We start from the raw sequence: 18,109 nt of genomic DNA, 5'->3' as shown, positions 1-18,109 counted from the left end.
GTTTCCTTAACCCAGCAGGATGGTCGTGTCGTCCACGAAGGAGGCGACCGGAACGTGAAGATTCTGCGGTGCCGGACCTTTGCGGATGCGGCCGGCAGTGTCGTAATGCGAACCGTGGCAGGGGCAGAACCAGCCGCCTACGCCGCCCGCGGTATATTCCCCGGCATTGCCAAGCGGCACGCAGCCCAGATGGGTGCAGACGCCCATCATGACCAGCCACTCGCCAGCTTCGTCCAGCGTGCGGTTCTCGTCGAGCGCGCCGGCGCCGGCATCGATGTTTTCGTTCCGCGCCACCGGGTCGACCAGCTGGTCGACGGTCACGGCGCGCGAGTCCTCGATTTCCGTTTCGGTGCGGCGGCGGATGAAGACCGGCTTGCCCAGCCACTTGACCGTCAGCTGCGTTCCGGTCTCGACGCCAGAGACATCGACGCGGATCGTGCTGAGCGCGCGCACATCGGCAGAGGGGTTCATCTGGTTGACCAGCGGCCAGATCGCCGCTCCGGCTGCGACGGCGCCTGCGCCGCCGGTGGCGTAGAAGAGGAAATCTCTCCGGGTGCCTTCGTGATCTTCTGCTTGTGACACGGGGGTCTTCTCCATTCCTCGGGGGCCGCGCGTCGGCCCAAACGCAGATAGGCCGCGGGCAAGCGCGGCATTTCCGACCGCGTTATTAGCGGCATGCCGCAGGGCCGTAAAGCAAACTTGAACGCCACACTGGCAAGAGTGCGGATGTGTCGCGGTTGAAACTCTGCATCGGCGGTGGTTATGTCCCCGCGCGGGGGACGGTTCCCTCCCGGAGGCATGGGCATGAAAGCACTGATTCTATCGACCGCTCTGGTTGCAGCGGCCATCGCGGCGCCCGCTGCGGCGCAGGACTATGACCTGTCGGTCTATACCGGCTGGCAGACCTCGCCGCACAGCCGCATCGAAGGCGACTATCCCGGCACCGGCGCCAGCTTCGACGAGCTGATCGGCTGGGAGGGCAAGTCCTTCGAGATGCCGCCCTATTACGGTCTGCGCGGCACGTGGTGGCGGTCTGACACCTTTGGTGTGGCGCTGGAATTCACCCATGCCAAGGTCTATGCCAACGAGGATGACCGCGACGATGCGGGCTTCGACACGCTGGAATTCACCGACGGCATCAACATCCTGACGCTGAACGCGATGCAGCGCTGGCCCGGTCTCTGGGGCAGCGCCACGCCTTACGCGGGCGCGGGTCTGGGCGTGTCGATCCCCCATGTCGAGGTGGCGACCACCGGCGGCACCGATGACACTTTCGAATATCAGCTGACCGGCCCCGCCGCGCGGCTGCTGGCGGGCGTCAGCTACCCCATCACCGACCGCGTCTCGGTCTTTGGCGAATATCAGTTCACCTATTCGTGGAACGAGGCCGATCTGGACGAGGGCGGCACGCTCAAGACCGACATCAAGACCAACGCGCTGAATGTCGGCCTGACGCTGAAATTCTGAACAGGGCAGGGGGCAGGGCCGCAGCCCTTGCCCCGCGCCGGACCCGTTCAGCCCTGCGCCTCGATCCGGCTGTAGGTCATGTTGCCGCTGCTGCTTCCCGTGATCTCGATCATCACGCTTTGCGGACCTGTCCGCTCAAACTCCACAGCCCGCGCGTTGTCGCGCCACGTGGCGCAGCTGGCCGAGAAGCCGGTCAGCCCGTCCTCGCGCGGTGCGGTGCCAAAGCCCGCCAGACCGCCATCGGCGCAGACCTGCGAGACGAGGCCCTGCACCTGTGCCGCGCTGTAGCCTGCAGGGTTGAAGCTGCCGGTCATGGTTGCCGCCGACACGGAGCCGGAGAAGAAGTTGGGGTTGCTGGTGGCGATCCCCGCCCCCGAGGAGCCGCCGCCGCCGCACGCGCCTAGCGCCAGCATCAGGCCCGCGCAAAGGCCAAGCCGCGTCGAAAGCACCAGTCTGTCAGGATAAGTCATCTCAGTCCTTGAATCTGCGGGAATATCCGCGCCGGCACCCGGCACATGACAAGCTTGCACGTCGCGGGGCGGGCAGGTCAACGCCGGATGTCGCAGGGCTGGTCGCGGGCATCGCCAAGCTGCCGGTCCATGGCGAAACGGCGGAGGCTGACACCCGCGCGCAGCACCGTCTCCTCTGACATCACTCGCCAGCCCTGCCTTGCAAAGAAAGGCCGCGCGGCAAGGCTTGCATGGGTGGTGAGCCGCCCGAGGCCGAGCGCACGGGCCCGCGCCTCGACCGCGTCGAGCAGGGCGCGACCGATGCCCCGGCCCGCGCAGGAGGGCAGCACGAAGGCGAGATCAAGGTGACCGTCCGGGATCATGGCCATGAAGCCGACCGGCTCGGCGTTTTCTACCGCGACAAAGCCGGTCAGGCTGGCAAGGCGGGTCTGCCAGCGCGGCAGGTCGATGCTGTCGCCTGCCCATGCCCGCCGCTCCTGCAGCGTATAGGCGTGGCGCGTGCCGTCATGGACCGCGCAGAAGAAGATGCGCGCGGCGTCACGGTAATCTTCGGCGCGCAGCGGTCGCAGGGTCAGGGTCATGGGCCCGGCCTTCGGTTTGTCAGCAGCCCCATGCGCACCCTAGCGCTTGCGCACGAATTCCGTGCGCAGCACCAGCCCCTTGATCGTGTCGTGGCGGCAGTCGATTTCTTCGGGGTTGTCGGTCAGCCGGATCGACCGGATCACCGTGCCCTGTTTCAGCGTCTGCCCCGCGCCCTTGACCTTCAGATCCTTGACCAGCACCACGGAATCGCCATCCGCCAGCACCGTGCCGGAGGCGTCGCGCACCACCACGCTTTCGGGCTGCGACAGCTCGGAGGCGGGGCGCCATTCGCCGCTTGCTTCGTCATAGACGTAATCTTCATCGCTCATGGCCGGTCCTCATGCGGGTCGGCGCCGGTCAGGGCGCGCTTGCGGGGCATCATGACGAAGACGGCAGCCACATAGACCACGCAGAACACCGCCAGCGTGATCCACGCATAGGTGGCCACGGCGGCAATGGCCAGCGCCACCCCCAGCAGCAGGTATTTCACGTTGCGGCGCGGAATGCGCGTGGTCTTGAACGACCATGTCGGCACGCGGCTGATCATGGAAAAGCCGGTCAGCACCATCCAGCCCGCGATCACCAGATCGGGCAGGAAGGGCCCGCTGCCGAAAGCAAAGCTCAGATACATCGGCAGCAGCACCAGCATGGCCCCGGCGGGCGAGGGCACGCCGGTGAAATAGGCGTTGTCATGCGCCTTGTCTTCGGATTTGCGCATCACGTTGAACCGGGCCAGCCGCACCACGGCGCAGACGGCATAGGCCAGCACCGCGAGCCAGCCGAAATTCCGGCTGTCTTCCAGCGCCCAAGTGTACAGCAGCAGGGCAGGGGCCACGCCGAAATTCATGAAATCAGCGAGGCTGTCCAGTTCCGCCCCCATGCCGCTTTCGGATTTCAGCGCGCGGGCCAGCCGCCCGTCCAGCCCGTCCAGCACGGCGGCCACCATGATCAGCTGCACGGCGAATTCATAGGATCCCTGCAGCCCGAAGCGGATCGCGGTCAGCCCGGCACAGATCGCCAGCACGGTCAGCATGTTGGGCAGAAGCTGCACCAGCGTCAGCTTTTCGGCGGCGCGCTCCTTGGGGGCGGGGGGCTTGGGCTGCTCAGGCGCCATCCGCGGGGCTCCGCAGATCGGCGATCACGCTTTCGCCCGCCGTCATGGTCTGGCCGATCAGCACCTGCGGCGCCACGCCATCGGGCAGGTAGACATCCAGCCGCGAGCCGAAGCGGATCAGCCCGAACCGTTCGCCGCGCTCCAGATGGTCGCCTTCGGATTTCCACCACATGATGCGCCGCGCCACCAGACCGGCAATCTGCACCACGGCGATCTCGCGCCCGTCTTCCAGCCGGATGCGCAGGGCGTGGCGTTCATTGTCCTCCGACGCCTTGTCCAGCGAGGCGTTGAGGAACTTGCCAGGACGATAGGCCATCTTGACCAGTTCGCCCGCCGCCGGAGAACGGTTCACATGGCAGTTGAACACCGACATGAACACCGACACGCGGGTGCGCGCCTCGGGGCCCATGCCCAGTTCGGCGGGGGGCACGGCGGGTTCGATCAGCGACACGATGCCATCGGCGGGGCTGACCAGCAGGCCGGGGCGCTGCGGCACCACCCGTTCGGGATCGCGGAAGAAGTAGTAGCACCAGACCGTCAGCCCGACGCCGAGCCAGCCCAGCGGATCCCAGATCAGGAACAGGACCAGCGAGATCGCGGCGAAAATCGCCACGAACTTGCGGCCTTCGGGGTGCATGGGCTTGATGAACGTGTCGCGCATCCGCATCGGGCGGGGCTCCTTTCAGGACGTGAGGTGGTCCGCAGCTAAGCCCGCGGGGCCTGCGATGCAAGTCCCGCGGACGGGGCGTCACGCCATGGGATCGGTCGCCACCATCGACGGGCGGGTGCAGAACGCTTCGTGCCAGCGCGCCAGCCCGTCCCGCCCGGTGCGCCATTTGCGCGCGTCATGGCGGAAATCCAGATATCCCAGCGCGCAGGCCACGGCGATCTGGCCCATGTCCAGAGGTCCGGCCAGATGGCTGAGCCAGCGGGTTTCCAGCGCGTCGAGCGCGCGCGCGACCTTGCCCCACTGGCCTTCGATCCAGTCCATCGACACCTGTTCGCGCGGGCGGAAGCGTTCTTCGTAGATGATGAGCACGGCGGCATCCATGATGCCATCCGCCGTGGCCTCCAGCGTCAGGGTGTCCCAGATCCGGGAGTCGGGATAAAGCCCGCTCTGCGCGCGATGGTCCAGAAAGCGGCAGATCACCCGGCTGTCATACAGCGCGGGCCCGTCGGGGCGCACCAGCGCGGGGATCTTGCCCACCGGGTTGGCCGCGATCAGCGCCGGATCGGGCGCCACGGGCGAGGCGGTGACATCCACCATGTCCACATCGCCGATCTGGTCGGTTTCGTGCAGGGTCACCAGAACCTTGCGGACAAAGGGCGAGGGCCCGGCCTTGAGCAGTTTCATGCGAACGGTCTCCTGTCTCGTATGGCCGGAGCCTAACGCGGCGGGCCCTGAAAGGGAAACGGCATCCTTGGGCGTCACGCCTTGGGATGTGTCGCCTCGTAGACCTTCATCAGATGTACCTGATCCACCGAGGTATAGGCCTGCGTCGTCGACAGCGAGGCATGGCCGAGCAGTTCCTGAATCGCGCGCAGATCGCCGCCCGCCGCCAGAAGATGCGTGGCGAAGCTGTGGCGCATGGCATGGGGGGTGGCGGTGGCGGGCAGGCCAAGCTGCATCCGCGCCTGTTCGGTGACCTTCTGGATCAGCCGCGCGTTCAGCGGACCGCCGCGCGCGCCCCGGAACAGCGCCAGATCGGGGGCCATGGGCCATGGGCAGAGATCGAGATAGGTGGCGACGGCGCGCTGCGCCACCGGCAGCACCGGCACGATGCGTTCCTTGTTGCCCTTGCCCAGAATGCGCAGGGCGCTGCCAAAGGGCCAGTGCGATCCCGTCAGCCCCAGCGCTTCGGAGATGCGCAGGCCGCAGCCGTAAAGCAGGGTGATCACCGCCGCGTCGCGTGCGCCGATCCAGCCCTGCTGCGACTGCATCTCCACCGTGCCGATCATGGCGCGGGCGGCGTCTTCGGTCAGCGGGCGCGGCAGCTTCTTCTGGAACTTGGGCGACCGGGCCGACAGCACGGCGGTGGGTTCGAACCCCTCGCGTTCGGCCAGCCAGCGGTAGAAGCTTTTGACCGCCGACAGCTTGCGCGCCATGGAGCGCGAGGCCACGCCCTCGGCGCGCAGATGCGCCAGAAAGGCCCGCATGTCCGAGGTGGTGATGCGCGCCAGCGGCGCCAGCCCCTGCGGTTCGCCGTGATGCCGGGTCTGGAAGGTGATGAAATCCAGCACGTCGCCGCGATAGGCGGTCACGGTGTTTTCCGACACCCCGTTCAGCGCCCGCGCCGAGGCGAGCCATGTCTGCAGCGCGTCGCGGGCGGCGGCAGAGATCTCCAGTGTCATGACAGATACCGGCGCATCGTCCGTTCGAACACGCCCGCAAAAAAGCCCAGAAGGTCGGTGCCCTGCTGCGGCGTGAACAGGTGCGGATCCTCCGATCCCATGGCCAGCAGACCGGGCAGGCGTCCGGGGCCAAAATCCAGCTTCAGGCAGGCTTCGGAGCGGATCCATGCGGCGCGGTCGCCATAGATGCGCGCATCGCCCCCCGCCAGCTGCCGCAGCGTGACCTGCCGCAGCGGGATGTTGCGGCCTTCGGTGATGTAATCCTCGATGAAGCCGGGCTCTGCCGCCGACAGCACCTCTCCGACGCGGCGCACCGCGCTGTCGCGGTCGGACTGGGTCGATTCCAGCACCAGCCGCATCACGTCGACCCGCAGGATCGCCGCCACATCCCCCGCCAGATCGCGCAGGAAGGGTTCGAATTCGATGGGATCCAGCATGCGCAGCACGGCGCGGTGAATCTGGTTGGTGCCGGCAAGGTTTTCATAGGCGGCGGCGATCACGCTGCGATGCGTGTCCTCCAGCCGATCCAGCCTGGCCTCCAGCCGTTCCATGGCGATGCCGCGCAGATCGACGATGTTGCCGCCCATCGCACGCTCGTTGGACGCGATCAGCGCCTGCATCAGATCCCGGTCGTCCAGAATAATGTCGGGGCGCGAGATGATCTCTTCGCGCAGGGTTTCGTCGATACGCGAACTGCTGCTCATGCCTGTCTCTTGGGTTTCTTTTGGCGACGACCCTATCAGGTCCGGCCAGACGGCGCGTCAGGTATTTCGCCCCAAAAGTCGGGTTTCGGCGTGCTGTTGCGCATCGGTCAGGGGGGGCGGGCGCAGGCGGCACCCGTCCCCCGGTCCGGATCAGGCGGCCAGCGGGCGAGCAGTGCCCCGGCGTTCGGTGACCTGCAGGCGATAGCCTTCGCCGCGCACCGTCTCGATGGCGAGCGCGCCCTTGAGCGAGGCCAGATGCGAGCGCAGGTTGCACATATACACGTCGAACACCCGCGGCGCCGGTTCGTTTTCAAAGCCATAGACATGGCTCATCAGTTCCTCGCGGGAGGCGAGCCTGCCGGGGCGCAGGGCGAGAAATTCCAGCAGCTCGTAAAGCTTGGGCGACAGCGACAGCGTGACCTCGCCGACCCGGGCGCGGCGCAGTTCCAGATCCAGCAGCAGCGGGCCGCATTCCAGCACGGGCCGGGCGACCCCCAGCGCGCGGCGGGCCACGGCGTTCAGCCGGGCCGCCATCTCGGTCAGGGCGGCGCTGTCGGGCAGCACCGCATCGGCGCCCGCCATCAGCCATGCGGCGGTCTGGTCCGAGGCGGCGTTGCGCGCCAGAAGGCAGATCGGCACATCGGGCTTGATGTCGCGCAGCCGCGCCAGCGAACTGTGCTGCACCAGCAGCGAGGCGTCGCAGACCAGCAGGTCATGGGCGCCCGCGCGGTGAAACTCCTCGATCTCTTCCGCCTGATCGCAGCGCGTCAGCAGGGTGCCGTTGCCCGCATGGACATGCGACAGGCTCATCATTTTCCATGTGGTTTCGGCGATCAGATACCGCATGAGGCCGCTCCTTTTCTATGTCGGGATGCCGTCCACCCAAGGGGGCGGGGCTGAGCCGGGCGTCCGGACCTTCTGGGCGGACGGTGGCGTTCAGCGGCGCATTCTGCGGCCTGTCCAAGAAGCTAGGCCCGGATTGTGCCCAAAATGTGGTGCGTCCTCAGCGGCTTCGGTATGATTTGTATCAATGTGCGCATCGTTCGCATAGCGCATCCTGTCCATGGCAGAGACAGGAGGATTCTCATGTATAGCAACATTCTGGTGCCGATTTCGTTCGACAGCGACACGAAGACGGAACGCGCCATCGCCATCGCCCGCCATCTGGCCAAGCCCGAGGCGCGGATCACCCTGCTGCATGTCATGGAACATGTGCCGGGCTATGCCATCACCTATCTGCCCGCCGATTACGTGACGCAGTCGCGCGCGGCGGTGGAGGCGGAACTGCACCAGATGGCACTGACGCTGCCGCATGGGCGCGGCGTGGTGGTCGAGGGGCATTCCGGGCGCACCATCCTTGACTATGCGGCGGAGCAGGGCAGCGACCTGATCGTCATTGCCTCGCACCGTCCGGGGATGAGCGATCTGCTGCTGGGATCCACCGCCTCGATGGTGGTGCGTCATGCGGCCTGTTCGGTGCATGTGCTGCGCTGACAGCCGGGTCAGGTCGGGGCGGTTTCCGGCTCCGGAAAGGCGATGCGGCATTCGGCGGTGCCCTGCTGGGCATCGCTGCGCAGGGTGGGCAGCGACCGCGCCAGATCGGCGTCGCGGGCGCGCAGCACGGCACGGTCCACCGGCACGCGGCGGGTGACCGGCTCCATGTCGGTTTCCCAGCAGGGATAGGCGCTGCCCTTGGGGCCGCGGCACCACGTAAAACGCTCCACCCGTTCGAATTCGGTCTCGTAGGTGAAGCCGCGCGACAGATCCTGCGCGATGCGCTGCCGTTCCTTGAGCGCGTCGCGATAGGGCGCCGCCGCGTCGCGGACGCAGCGTTCCTGCGGGGTGCCGCAGGCAGTCAGGACAAGCAGGAGAAGCAGGAGAGATGCGCGCATGGCAAGATACGTAGCGCGGCCTCTGCCCCCTGTCGAGGGGCGCGCGGCCCCCGTCGCGCCGCCGTGATCCGGCGGACAAGGCACGGTTAACGCGGGGCCGCGCGGGGAGGTTCCGGAAATAAATCCGGGAACCTGCACGCCCGCCTCACAGTTGCTTGAGGGAACGCCGCTGCGACAAGCCGCGGCTCGCAACAAAAGCCAAGGAGCAGGACATGAAAACCGGATCCATCATCGGCCTCGTGGTCGCCGCCGCCATCGTGATCGCCGTCGGGGCCTATATGATCGATTTCAACGTCACCGAAGAGGGCTCGATGCCCGAGGTCAGCGTCGAAGGCGGCAACATGCCCGAGGTCGAGGCCGACGTGGGCGATGTGGACGTGGGCACCACCACCGAAACCATCGAAGTGCCCACCGTCGACGTGACCCCGCCCGAAGAAAACTCCAACTGATCCTTGATCCGACGGCCGCCCCCGCGTCCAGCCGGGCACGACGCCCCCGCAGCTGCGCGCTGCGGGGGTTTTTCGTTGCGCGGGGCGTGCTCTAGCGGCCGCGGCGCTTGACGTTGCCGCCGCGCTGCCCGGCACGGCCCCCGGTGGACCGGCCACGCCCGCCCACCGCCGCTTCTGCCGCCTGATCCACCGCCGACTGCCGCGCCAGCGGATCGTCCTGCAGGGCAAGCTCCACCGCCTCCAGCCGCTTGACCTCGTCGCGCAGCCGCGCCGCCTCCTCGAATTCCAGATTCTCGGCGGCCTTGCGCATGTCGGTCTTGAGCCCCTCCAGCACCGCGCGCATGTTCGATCCCTGCAGCTTGGGATCGATCTTGGCCGTGACGCGGTTCATGTCGGTATCGCCCTTGTAGAGCCCGGCCAGAATGTCATCGACGTTCTTCTTGACCGTGGCGGGGGTGATCCCGTGTTCGACGTTATAGGCGATCTGCTTTTCGCGGCGGCGGTTGGTCTCGCCGATCGCGCGCTCCATGCTGCCGGTCATGCGGTCGGCATACATGATGACCCGGCCCTCGGCGTTCCGCGCGGCCCGCCCGATGGTCTGGATCAGCGAGGTTTCCGACCGCAGGAAGCCTTCCTTGTCGGCATCCAGAATCGCCACCAGCCCGCATTCGGGGATGTCCAGACCTTCGCGCAGCAGGTTGATGCCCACCAGCACGTCGAAGGTGCCAAGCCGCAGGTCGCGCAGGATCTCGATCCGCTCGATCGTGTCGATGTCGCTGTGCATGTAGCGCACGCGGATGCCCTGTTCGTGCAGGTATTCGGTCAGATCCTCCGCCATGCGCTTGGTCAGCACCGTGGCCAGCGTGCGGAAGCCTGCCTGCGCCACCCGGCGGATTTCGTCCAGCAGATCGTCCACCTGCATCTCCACGGGGCGGATTTCCACCTGCGGATCCAGCAACCCGGTGGGGCGGATCACCTGTTCGGTAAAGACGCCGCCCGCCTGTTCCAGTTCCCATGCCGAAGGTGTGGCGGACACGAACACCGATTGCGGGCGCATCGCGTCCCATTCCTCGAATTTCAGCGGGCGGTTGTCCATGCAGGAGGGCAGGCGGAAGCCATGTTCGGCCAGCGTCATCTTGCGCCGGAAGTCGCCTTTGTACATGCCGCCGATCTGCGGCACGGTGACGTGGGATTCATCGGCAAAGACGATGGCGGTATCGGGGATGAATTCGAACAGCGTGGGCGGCGGCTCGCCGGGGGCGCGCCCGGTCAGGTAGCGCGAATAGTTCTCGATGCCGTTGCAGACGCCGGTCGCCTCCAGCATCTCGATGTCGAAATTGGTGCGCTGTTCCAGCCGCTGCGCCTCCAGCAGCTTGCCCTCGTTCACCAGCTGGTCAAGCCGCTGCCGCAGCTCTTTCTTGATGGCGATCACCGCCTGATTCATCGTGGGCTTGGGGGTCACGTAGTGCGAATTGGCATAGACCCGGATGCGGTCGAAACTGCCGGTCTTTTCGGCGGTCAGCGGGTCGAATTCGGTGATCGCCTCCAGTTCCTCGCCAAAGAAGGACAGCCGCCATGCCCGGTCTTCAAGGTGGGCGGGCCAGATTTCCAGCGAATCGCCGCGCACCCGGAAGCTGCCGCGCTGGAAGCCCGCGTCGTTGCGGCGGTATTGCTGGGCCACCAGATCGGCCATGACCTTGCGCAGGTCATAGTCCTGCCCGGCCAGCAGATCCTGCGTCATCGCGCCATAGGTCTCCACCGAGCCGATGCCGTAGATGCAGCTGACCGAGGCCACGATGATCACGTCATCCCGCTCCAGCAGCGCCCGGGTGGCCGAATGGCGCATCCGGTCGATCTGTTCGTTGATCTGGCTTTCCTTCTCGATATAGGTGTCCGAGCGCGGCACATAGGCTTCGGGCTGGTAGTAATCGTAGTAGCTGACGAAGTATTCCACCGCGTTGTCGGGGAAGAAGCCCTTGAATTCGCCATAAAGCTGCGCCGCCAGCGTCTTGTTCGGCGCAAGGATGATGGCGGGGCGCTGGGTTTCTTCGATGATCTTCGCCATGGTAAAGGTCTTGCCGGTGCCGGTCGCCCCCAGCAGCACCTGATTGCGCTCTCCGGACGTCACCCCCTGCGCCAGCTCGACGATCGCCGTCGGCTGGTCGCCCGCGGGCTGGAATTCGGTCTTCATCACGAAGCGGCGCCCGCCCTCCAGCTTTTCGCGTGGCGCACGGTCGGGAACGGCCTGCAGCACCGAAGGGGCGGATTTGTCGGAATGGGCGTAGGACATGGGGGACACTTTCCTGAGACCTGTCCAGAATTGGCCCGTCTGCGCGCGGATTCAAGAGAGCGCGTCCCTCTGTCCCATCTGCGGCGGCAGGGGCGGGGCGATCTGCCGAAAATCCGCGGCGCTCTCTTGCCCTGCGCGCGGGAATTGCCGATAAAGCGGCAGATTGTCAGGAGAGTGTCCATGCGCGCACGGATCTATCAGCCCGCCAGAACCGCCATGTCTTCGGGGCAGGGCAAGACGAAGGACTGGATTCTGGATTTCGCCCCCGCCAGCGCGCGCGAAGTCGATCCGCTGATGGGCTGGACCTCCTCCGCCGACACCCAGAGCCAGGTGCGGCTGCGCTTTGACAGCAAGGAAGCGGCGCTGGCCTATGCCCGCGAAAACGGCATCGAGGCCGTGGTGACCGAACCGCACAAGCGCAAGCCCAACGTCCGCGCCCGCGGCTATGCCGAAAACTTCGCCGTAGACCGCCGCGGCGCCTGGACGCATTGAGGCTGCAGACCGGGCTCAAGGGCCGAAGAGGCGACAGCGTGCGCCGAGGCTTTTGCTTACCCATATGCAGGGCGCCCTTGGGCGCCCATTGACTTTTGGCGACGGCGGTCGGGGTTTCTGCAGGGGGCAATGTCCCGGCAGAGGCGGCCCAGACGGTCCCTCAGGCAGCCTTCCGGGATGCGTGCTTTCGGAATGGTTTGGTCACCCGGAAAGCGGGGGCCTCGCCGTCGAGGCTGCGGGCTTGGCAGAGACCGTCAATGCCGCCCGTCCGGAGCCGGGTCCACCCGAAGCGTCACGGTCTTTACATGGCCGTAATGGTGTAGCGCCTCGATGCCCTTTTCGCGCCCGTAGCCGCTGTTCTTGTGGCCGCCGAACGGGGTCTGCACCGACATGGTGTTCCAGACATTGACAAAAATCTGCCCGGCCTCGATCCGGTCCGCGACCCGCAGCGCGCGGCTGACATCGCGGGTCCAGAGCGTGCCGATCAGCCCGTACTCGCTGTCATTGGCGAGCGCCACCGCCTCCGCCTCGGTGTCGAAGGGGATGACCACCCCGACCGGGCCAAAGATTTCCTGCCGGGCGATGCGCATGTCGTTCGAGACATCGGCATAAAGCGTGGGCGCGATGAAATGCCCCTGCGGATGCCCCGCCACCTCGGCCACCCGGCCCCCGGTGACCAGCCGCGCGCCGTCCTGCCGGGCCACCTCGAAAAACCCCTGAACGCGGCGGAACTGTGCCTCGGTGATGATGGGGCCCAGCGTGTCGCCGGGGATCAGCGCCTCTGCGGCGGTGCGGGCAGCGTCCAGAAAGCGGTCATAGACGCCGCGCTGCACCAGAATCCGCGTGCCTGCGGAACAGACCTGCCCGGCGTTCAGGGTAAAGCCCCGGACCGACTCCCGCGCCGCCAGATCCAGATCGGCATCCTCGAAAATGATGTTGGCGGATTTGCCGCCCAGTTCCAGCGTCAGGGGAATGATCCGGTCGGCGGCGATGCGCCCGATGGCCTGACCCACGCCGACCGAGCCGGTAAAGGCCACCTTGCGCACCTGAGGATGGCGCACGATCGCCTCGCCCGCCTCCGGACCCGTGCCCAGCACCACGTTGATCACCCCGGCAGGCAGACCCGCCCCGGCGGCCAGTTCCGCCAGCGCGAGGGTGGACTGCGAGGTCACCTCGGACGGTTTGGCCACCACCACATTGCCTGCGGTCAGCGCCGGGGCGATGGCCCGCGCGGCCTGATTGAGCGGCAGGTTCCACGGCGTGATCACACCCACGATCCCGAAAGGCTCGCGCCGGGTGAACACATGCTGGTCGGGTGCCACGTCCAGAACATCGCCCGCAGGCAGATAGACGAGGCTGCCGTAGAATTCGAAATAGGCGGCGCTGCCCTCGACCTCGGCCAGTGCGGTGGGCAGCGGCTTGCCGGTATCGGCGCGTTCCAGCGCCGCCAGCCGGTCGCGGTTGGCGCGCAGGGCGGCGGCGATGGCCAGCATGATCCGGCCCCGCTCTGCCGCGGGGTAGCGGCGCCAGCCTTCGGCGGCGGCCTGCGCCGCAGCCACGGCCCGGTCGACATCCGCGCGGTCGCCTGCCGCCACCTGTCCCGCCACCTGTCCGGTTGCGGGGTTCACGGCGTCCAGATAGGCGCCGCGCTCGGGCGCCACCAAGGCGCCGCCGATCCAGTGCTCCAGCCGATACATGCCTGTCCTCTCCCTTTGTCCTGAAAGGGCGCGCGCCGTTGCGGTCCGGCGGAACCGTGCGCCCTGCGGGCCGAAGTCTGGCGCGGCGCGGGGCGGGGCGGAAATATCTTTCCGGTCTTGGCGCCAGAGCCGGGGGCTATGGCCGCAAGGGGCGCGGGCTCAGCGCCGCCACGCCTTGGGTCCGATCTCGTGGATGGAGCGGCCCTGCGTGTCGACGGCCAGCAGCACCGGCATGTCCTCCACCCGGAAGCGATAGATCGCCTCCATTCCCAGATCGGGCCATGCCACCTGTGTTGCTTCGCGGATGGCCTGTGCCACCAGATAGGCGGCGCCCCCGACGGCGACCATGTAGACCGCGCCATGTTCGGCGATGGCGCGCAGGGCCTCGGGGCCGCGTTCCGCCTTGCCGATCATCACCTTCAGCCCGGTGTCGCGCAGAATCCGGTCGGTGAAGCGGTCCATGCGCGTGGCGGTTGTGGGACCGGCGGGGCCGATCACCTCCGCCCCGACCGGATCGACGGGGCCCACGTAATAGAGGGCGCGCCCGCGCAGATCGACGGGCAGCGCCTCGCCCCGGTCCAGATGATCGACCATGCGCCTGTGCGCCGCGTCGCGCCCCGTATACAGCGTGCCCGAAAGCAGCAGCCGCTCGCCCGGCTGCAGACTGTCCAGCGTGCTCTGATCCAGCGTATCCAGATCGATGCGGCGCGCCTGTGCCGCTGCCGTCTCCAGCGTGATCTGCGGCCAGAGCGCCAGATCCGGCGGGGTGAACCGCGCGGGCCCCGTGCCGTCAAGCGTGAAGCGCACATGCCGCGTTGCCGCGCAATTGGGGATCAGCGCAACCGGCAGCGAGGCTGCATGGGTCGGAAAATGCCGGATTTTTACGTCCAGAACGCTGGTCAGCCCGCCCAGCCCCTGCGCGCCCAGACCAAGCGCGTTCACGCGGTCGCAGATTTCCAGCCGCAGGCGCTCTGCGGCGGACTGCGGACCGCGGGCGCGCAGGGCGTCAAGGTCGATGGGATCGTTCAGCGCCTCCTTGGCCATGGCCATGGCCTTGTCGACGCTGCCGCCGATGCCAAGACCCAGCAGCCCCGGCGGGCACCAGCCCGCGCCCATGCCGCGCATCTGCTCCACCACCCAGTCCGCCACGGAGGCCGAAGGCGCCAGCACCGCAAAGCGCGTCTTGTTTTCCGACCCGCCGCCCTTGGCCGAAACCGTGATCTCTACCCGGTCGCCCGCCACCATCCGCGTCTGGATCATCGCGGGCGTGTTGTCGCCGGTGTTCTGACGGCTGTCGAACGGATCGCGCACCACCGAGGCGCGCAGCGGATTGCTGTCCAGCCGGTAGGCGCGGCGCACGGCATCATCAACGATGTCCTGCAGGGGGCGGTGCCAGTCCAGCCGGGCCTGCACGCCGATGTCGACAAAGACATTGGCCACCCCGGTATCCTGACAGATCGGGCGCTGCCCCAGCGCGCACATCCGCGAATTGACAAGGATCTGTGCGATGGCCTCGCGGGCGGCGGGGCTTTCTTCGGCGGCATGGGCGCGGCTCAGGGCGGCGATGAAATCGGGCGGGTGGTAGCAGGCGACGAACTGCAGCGCCTCGGCGATGCTGTCGGTGACGTGGCTTTCGGTGATGGCCGGCATTCTGCCTCTCCCTTGCATGGGGCAAGACTGCCATGCGGCAGGCGGCAGGCAAAGCCGGGGGGGCTAAAGGCAAAACCTATCGCCTCTAGCGCGCCTTGCTATTTTTGCGCGCCCCGCCCGCTGCGTAGACTGGCCCTGCGGGACGTGGCGGGGCCGGATGGCGCGGCGGCACCCGCCATGGGACCAGCCTTGAGCGGAGGAGTGCATGACAACGGTTCTGACGACGCCTGAGCGGCGGGAATTCCGGAGGCGGCCATGACCCTGCCGCTGACCGGCCTGCGGGTCGTGGCCGTTGAACAGGCGGTTGCCGCCCCCTTTGCCACCTCGCGCCTTGCGGATGCCGGGGCGGAGGTCATCAAGATCGAACGCCCCGAGGGCGATTTTGCGCGTGGCTACGACACTGCCGCCGCCGGGCAGTCCAGCTATTTTGTCTGGCTGAACCGGGGCAAGTCCTCGGTGGTGATGGATCTGACCGATCCCGCCGACAAGGCCCGGTTCGCCGATCTGGTGGCGGGTGCGGATGTGCTGGTGCAGAATCTGAAACGCGGCGCGCTGGCCCGGCTGGGCTTTGCCCCCGAGGATCTGCGGAACCGTCATCCCCGGCTGATCACCTGTTCCATCACCGGCTATGGCGAAGGCGGGCCGCTGGCCGACCGCAAGGCCTATGATCTGCTGATACAGGCCGAATCCGGGCTGTGCTCCATCACCGGGGGGCCGTCCGAACCCGCGCGGGTGGGCATGTCCATCGTCGATGTGGCGACCGGGGCCACCGCCCATGCCGCCATTCTGGAGGCGCTGATCGCGCGCGGCATCACCGGGCAGGGGGCCACGCTGTCGGTGTCGATGTTCGACGTGATGGCGGACTGGCTGACCGTGCCGCTGCTGAACCACGAGGCGGGCAGCAGCCCGCAGCGGGTGGGCATGGCGCATCCGTCGATTTCACCCTACAGCGCCTTTTCCACCGCCGACGGGCAGCTGATCCTGATCTCTGTCCAGAGCGACCGGGAATGGCGCAAGCTGGCGGAGGTGTTTCTGGGGGAGCCCGGTCTTGGGACGGATCCGCGTTTCGCCACCAACGTGGCCCGCGTGGCCCATCGCGACCAGACCGACGCGCTGGTGGCGCAGGCCTTTGCCACCCTGACCGCCGATCAGGCCGAGGCGCGGCTGCGCGAGGCCGATGTGGCGCTGGCACGGGTCAATGACATGGCGGGCCTGTCCAGCCACCCGCATCTGCGCCGCATCACCGTGCAGACCCCGGGCGGGCCGGTGCGCTATCCCGCGCCTGCGCCGCGCGTGGCCGAGGCGCCGCGCGCCTATCGCGCCGTGCCCGCCGTCGGAGAGAGCCTGCCATGACCCTGCCGCCGCTGGTCGCCCGCTGACCGGACGGAGCCCTTTGCCAAGGCGGCGGGGGGCGGATCGTTGATCTGGAAACGACGCTGCTCAGCGGGCGCTGCGAACTTGCGCGTGACTGGCGGGGATCGTGCCGCCGCTGGACGGGGTCACGCTGCAGCTTGGCGACGCGGGATGCGGCCCATGGCCGCGAACTGGGGACGGGTGGCAAGACGTGCATCCCCCCGTCCGCCCCTCCGAGGCCGAACTCGGATGGCTGTGGCGGACGAAGAGACCGCGCGCCTTGACGGGCAGATGATCCACGGCCCTGCGGCTGCTGGACCGCACCCCCCGGCAAGGTCGCTGTTTGGGGCAGGGGGACGCGGCTGCGGGTTCTTGACAAGAGTCACAGACTCTGCGACCTCGGACCCGTCCAGACCGAGGTGTCGGCAACCCGCCGGGCGCAGACCGCCCCGCCGGTCCCGCACCCGACAGGCGGCAGCGGTCCCGTAGCTCAACTGGATAGAGCACCTGACTTCTAATCAGGATGTTGGGGGTTCGAGTCCTCCCGGGATCGCCACCGCCCTTCCATTTTGCCAATGCACCATAAGCTTGCACGATTTGGCGTTTTTCATGCACACCCGCTGTCAAGAGGCTTGAGGTGCCATGTAAACGATTTCTTCTAGCGCACTGAGATAGAACGGTGTCTCAGCATGACCCGTGGCTGGCGGTCACTTTCCTTCCTGAGATTTCAGGAGTGCCACAACCGGCTCAACAGCGTTGCGAAGATAGACCGGTCCGACATCCAGGCCGTTCGGGCGGAACGGCTGGACCCCCTCGCTCTGCAGAACGGCCCGAATCGTGTTCAAATGCGCACCGGTTTCGGCCGACAGCATCGATGGTGTCGTGTAGTTGGCCTCAAACGCAGCGATGTCGTCGCGGCTCATGCGCCATTCCCGACGCTTAGTCGTAGGATTCAAAACCAGCGTCGCGGGCGTGTAACCACCTTCGATCAGAGCCAGGAATTGCCCTTTCCCCCGAATACCCGCCGACCGGGCAAAGGCCGCTGCGGTCACCTCTCCCTGGTTGGTCGATGGCTTAGGCTTCGGCGCGGCCTTTGCTTTGAACGCAGCAACCTCAGTGATTTCCACCACAAGCCCGTGGTAGCCGAACACATCAGGGCGCTGACCAAGGCGCAAAGCACCCGTCCGGATGGCCGTAATGATCTCGCCAACAGGAAGGTCCAGCCGCTTGTGAACGATTTGGATCGTCTCCCACCCTAGGTCATGTTGACAAAAGGCGCAGCCAAAGTCGGATGGAGGTGATGTCGATGAAGCCCAAGAAGCTCTCAGCGGTTTTGTCGTAGCGTGTGGCGACACGGCGTGCGTTTTTCAACTTGTTGAAGCACCGCTCGACAAGGTTGCGCAAGGAATAGAGAGAATGATCCACACCCACGCGCATCCTGCGTGATTTGCGCATGGGAATTTGGGTGAGCACCTCCCGCGCCTCCATCTTTTTCCGAATGCGGTCAGCATCATAGCCTCTGTCAGCCAGCAGGACGCTCGGCTCTGGCAGGTTGTTGACCATGACCAGGTCGAACCCCAGGTAATCGGATGTCTGC

The 18,109-nt window shown here is 66.9% G+C and carries 21 protein-coding genes and 1 tRNA gene; 6 read left to right on the top strand and 16 right to left on the bottom strand.

The features are described 5' to 3' along the window. Positions 1–6 precede the first annotated feature (6 nt). Positions 7–582: a ubiquinol-cytochrome c reductase iron-sulfur subunit gene (gene petA, locus BLR51_RS07920; RefSeq protein ID WP_089846097.1), complete on the bottom strand. Its 576-nt coding sequence runs from the start codon at positions 580–582 to the stop codon at positions 7–9. Between the two features lie 222 nt (positions 583–804). Between petA and BLR51_RS07915 the strand changes: the two genes are divergently transcribed. Then, positions 805–1,467 (top strand): outer membrane protein, encoded by a 663-nt coding sequence (locus tag BLR51_RS07915; protein WP_089846095.1) that lies wholly within the window; start codon positions 805–807, stop codon positions 1,465–1,467. A gap of 47 nt (positions 1,468–1,514) precedes the next feature. Here the strand turns inward: BLR51_RS07915 and BLR51_RS07910 are convergent, their stop codons facing one another. The 9 genes from BLR51_RS07910 to BLR51_RS07870 form a co-directional block, all read right to left on the bottom strand. After that, a complete protein-coding gene (locus tag BLR51_RS07910; protein ID WP_089845732.1) occupies positions 1,515–1,937 on the bottom strand; it encodes a hypothetical protein in 423 nt (140 codons plus the stop codon). 77 nt (positions 1,938–2,014) lie between these two features. Continuing rightward, positions 2,015–2,518 carry a GNAT family N-acetyltransferase gene (locus tag BLR51_RS07905; protein WP_089845730.1) on the bottom strand — a complete coding sequence of 168 codons (504 nt, stop codon included), beginning with the start codon at positions 2,516–2,518 and terminating at the stop codon, positions 2,015–2,017. Positions 2,519–2,557: 39 nt separating this feature from the next. Beyond that, positions 2,558–2,848: an alkylphosphonate utilization protein gene (locus tag BLR51_RS07900; RefSeq protein ID WP_089845726.1), complete on the bottom strand. Its 291-nt coding sequence runs from the start codon at positions 2,846–2,848 to the stop codon at positions 2,558–2,560. Continuing rightward, on the bottom strand, positions 2,845–3,633 hold the full coding sequence (pssA, locus tag BLR51_RS07895) for a CDP-diacylglycerol--serine O-phosphatidyltransferase (RefSeq protein ID WP_089845724.1): 789 nt from the start codon (positions 3,631–3,633) through the stop codon (positions 2,845–2,847). Before pssA ends, BLR51_RS07900 begins: the two co-directional genes overlap by 4 nt. Beyond that, positions 3,623–4,300, bottom strand: a complete 678-nt coding sequence (locus BLR51_RS07890; RefSeq protein ID WP_089845722.1) for a phosphatidylserine decarboxylase — start codon at positions 4,298–4,300, stop codon at positions 3,623–3,625. Before BLR51_RS07890 ends, pssA begins: the two co-directional genes overlap by 11 nt. Positions 4,301–4,381: 81 nt before the next feature. Beyond that, positions 4,382–4,987: a glutathione S-transferase gene (locus BLR51_RS07885; RefSeq protein WP_089845720.1), complete on the bottom strand. Its 606-nt coding sequence runs from the start codon at positions 4,985–4,987 to the stop codon at positions 4,382–4,384. Between the two features lie 74 nt (positions 4,988–5,061). Beyond that, complete coding sequence (locus BLR51_RS07880) at positions 5,062–5,985, bottom strand: tyrosine recombinase XerC (protein WP_089845718.1); 924 nt, start codon at positions 5,983–5,985, stop codon at positions 5,062–5,064. Then, complete coding sequence (locus tag BLR51_RS07875; protein ID WP_089845716.1) at positions 5,982–6,689, bottom strand: DUF484 family protein; 708 nt, start codon at positions 6,687–6,689, stop codon at positions 5,982–5,984. Before BLR51_RS07875 ends, BLR51_RS07880 begins: the two co-directional genes overlap by 4 nt. A gap of 150 nt (positions 6,690–6,839) precedes the next feature. Then, the gene (locus BLR51_RS07870; protein ID WP_089845714.1) at positions 6,840–7,535 is read right to left on the bottom strand and encodes a winged helix-turn-helix transcriptional regulator; all 696 of its coding nucleotides are present in this window, start codon (positions 7,533–7,535) and stop codon (positions 6,840–6,842) included. Between the two features lie 240 nt (positions 7,536–7,775). Here BLR51_RS07870 and BLR51_RS07865 point away from each other — a divergent pair, with 240 nt between their 5' ends. Next, positions 7,776–8,183, top strand: a complete 408-nt coding sequence (locus tag BLR51_RS07865) for a universal stress protein (RefSeq protein ID WP_089845713.1) — start codon at positions 7,776–7,778, stop codon at positions 8,181–8,183. An 8-nt stretch (positions 8,184–8,191) separates the two neighbouring features. Here BLR51_RS07865 and BLR51_RS07860 read toward each other — a convergent pair whose 3' ends face one another. Beyond that, positions 8,192–8,581, bottom strand: a complete 390-nt coding sequence (locus tag BLR51_RS07860) for an excinuclease ABC subunit B (protein ID WP_089845711.1) — start codon at positions 8,579–8,581, stop codon at positions 8,192–8,194. Between the two features lie 212 nt (positions 8,582–8,793). Here BLR51_RS07860 and BLR51_RS07855 point away from each other — a divergent pair, with 212 nt between their 5' ends. Beyond that, on the top strand, positions 8,794–9,030 hold the full coding sequence (locus tag BLR51_RS07855; RefSeq protein WP_089845709.1) for a hypothetical protein: 237 nt from the start codon (positions 8,794–8,796) through the stop codon (positions 9,028–9,030). 91 nt (positions 9,031–9,121) lie between these two features. Here BLR51_RS07855 and uvrB read toward each other — a convergent pair whose 3' ends face one another. Further along, positions 9,122–11,320 (bottom strand): excinuclease ABC subunit UvrB, encoded by a 2,199-nt coding sequence (gene uvrB / locus BLR51_RS07850; RefSeq protein ID WP_089845707.1) that lies wholly within the window; start codon positions 11,318–11,320, stop codon positions 9,122–9,124. A 180-nt stretch (positions 11,321–11,500) separates the two neighbouring features. On the opposite strand from uvrB, the gene BLR51_RS07845 reads away from it, so the two are divergent. Continuing rightward, a complete protein-coding gene (locus BLR51_RS07845; RefSeq protein ID WP_089845705.1) occupies positions 11,501–11,812 on the top strand; it encodes an ETC complex I subunit in 312 nt (103 codons plus the stop codon). Positions 11,813–12,066: 254 nt separating this feature from the next. On the opposite strand, the gene BLR51_RS07840 is transcribed toward BLR51_RS07845, so the two are convergent. Beyond that, complete coding sequence (locus BLR51_RS07840; RefSeq protein WP_089845703.1) at positions 12,067–13,509, bottom strand: aldehyde dehydrogenase family protein; 1,443 nt, start codon at positions 13,507–13,509, stop codon at positions 12,067–12,069. Positions 13,510–13,668: 159 nt separating this feature from the next. Beyond that, positions 13,669–15,159, bottom strand: a complete 1,491-nt coding sequence (locus BLR51_RS07835; protein ID WP_089845701.1) for a fumarate hydratase — start codon at positions 15,157–15,159, stop codon at positions 13,669–13,671. Between the two features lie 255 nt (positions 15,160–15,414). On the opposite strand from BLR51_RS07835, the gene BLR51_RS07830 reads away from it, so the two are divergent. Together BLR51_RS07830 and BLR51_RS07825 are read left to right on the top strand one after the other, a co-directional pair. Then, entirely contained in the window at positions 15,415–16,512 is a 1,098-nt protein-coding gene (locus tag BLR51_RS07830; RefSeq protein ID WP_089845699.1) for a CaiB/BaiF CoA transferase family protein, read from the top strand. Between the two features lie 479 nt (positions 16,513–16,991). Further along, positions 16,992–17,068 (top strand) — tRNA-Arg (locus BLR51_RS07825). Positions 17,069–17,219: 151 nt separating this feature from the next. On the opposite strand, the gene BLR51_RS07820 is transcribed toward BLR51_RS07825, so the two are convergent. Together BLR51_RS07820 and BLR51_RS07815 are read right to left on the bottom strand one after the other, a co-directional pair. Further along, positions 17,220–17,687, bottom strand: coding sequence for a hypothetical protein (locus tag BLR51_RS07820; protein WP_089845696.1), 468 nt, complete (start codon positions 17,685–17,687; stop codon positions 17,220–17,222). Positions 17,688–17,772: 85 nt separating this feature from the next. After that, on the bottom strand, positions 17,773–18,109 hold a 337-nt coding region (locus BLR51_RS07815), incomplete at its 5' end, for a transposase (RefSeq protein WP_165616772.1).

This window comes from Salipiger marinus, from assembly GCF_900100085.1.
In the GTDB taxonomy this organism is placed as follows: Bacteria; Pseudomonadota; Alphaproteobacteria; order Rhodobacterales; family Rhodobacteraceae; genus Salipiger; species Salipiger marinus.
Note: the sequence above shows the minus strand (reverse complement) of the source record. Positions and strands in the feature narration are given on the sequence as shown.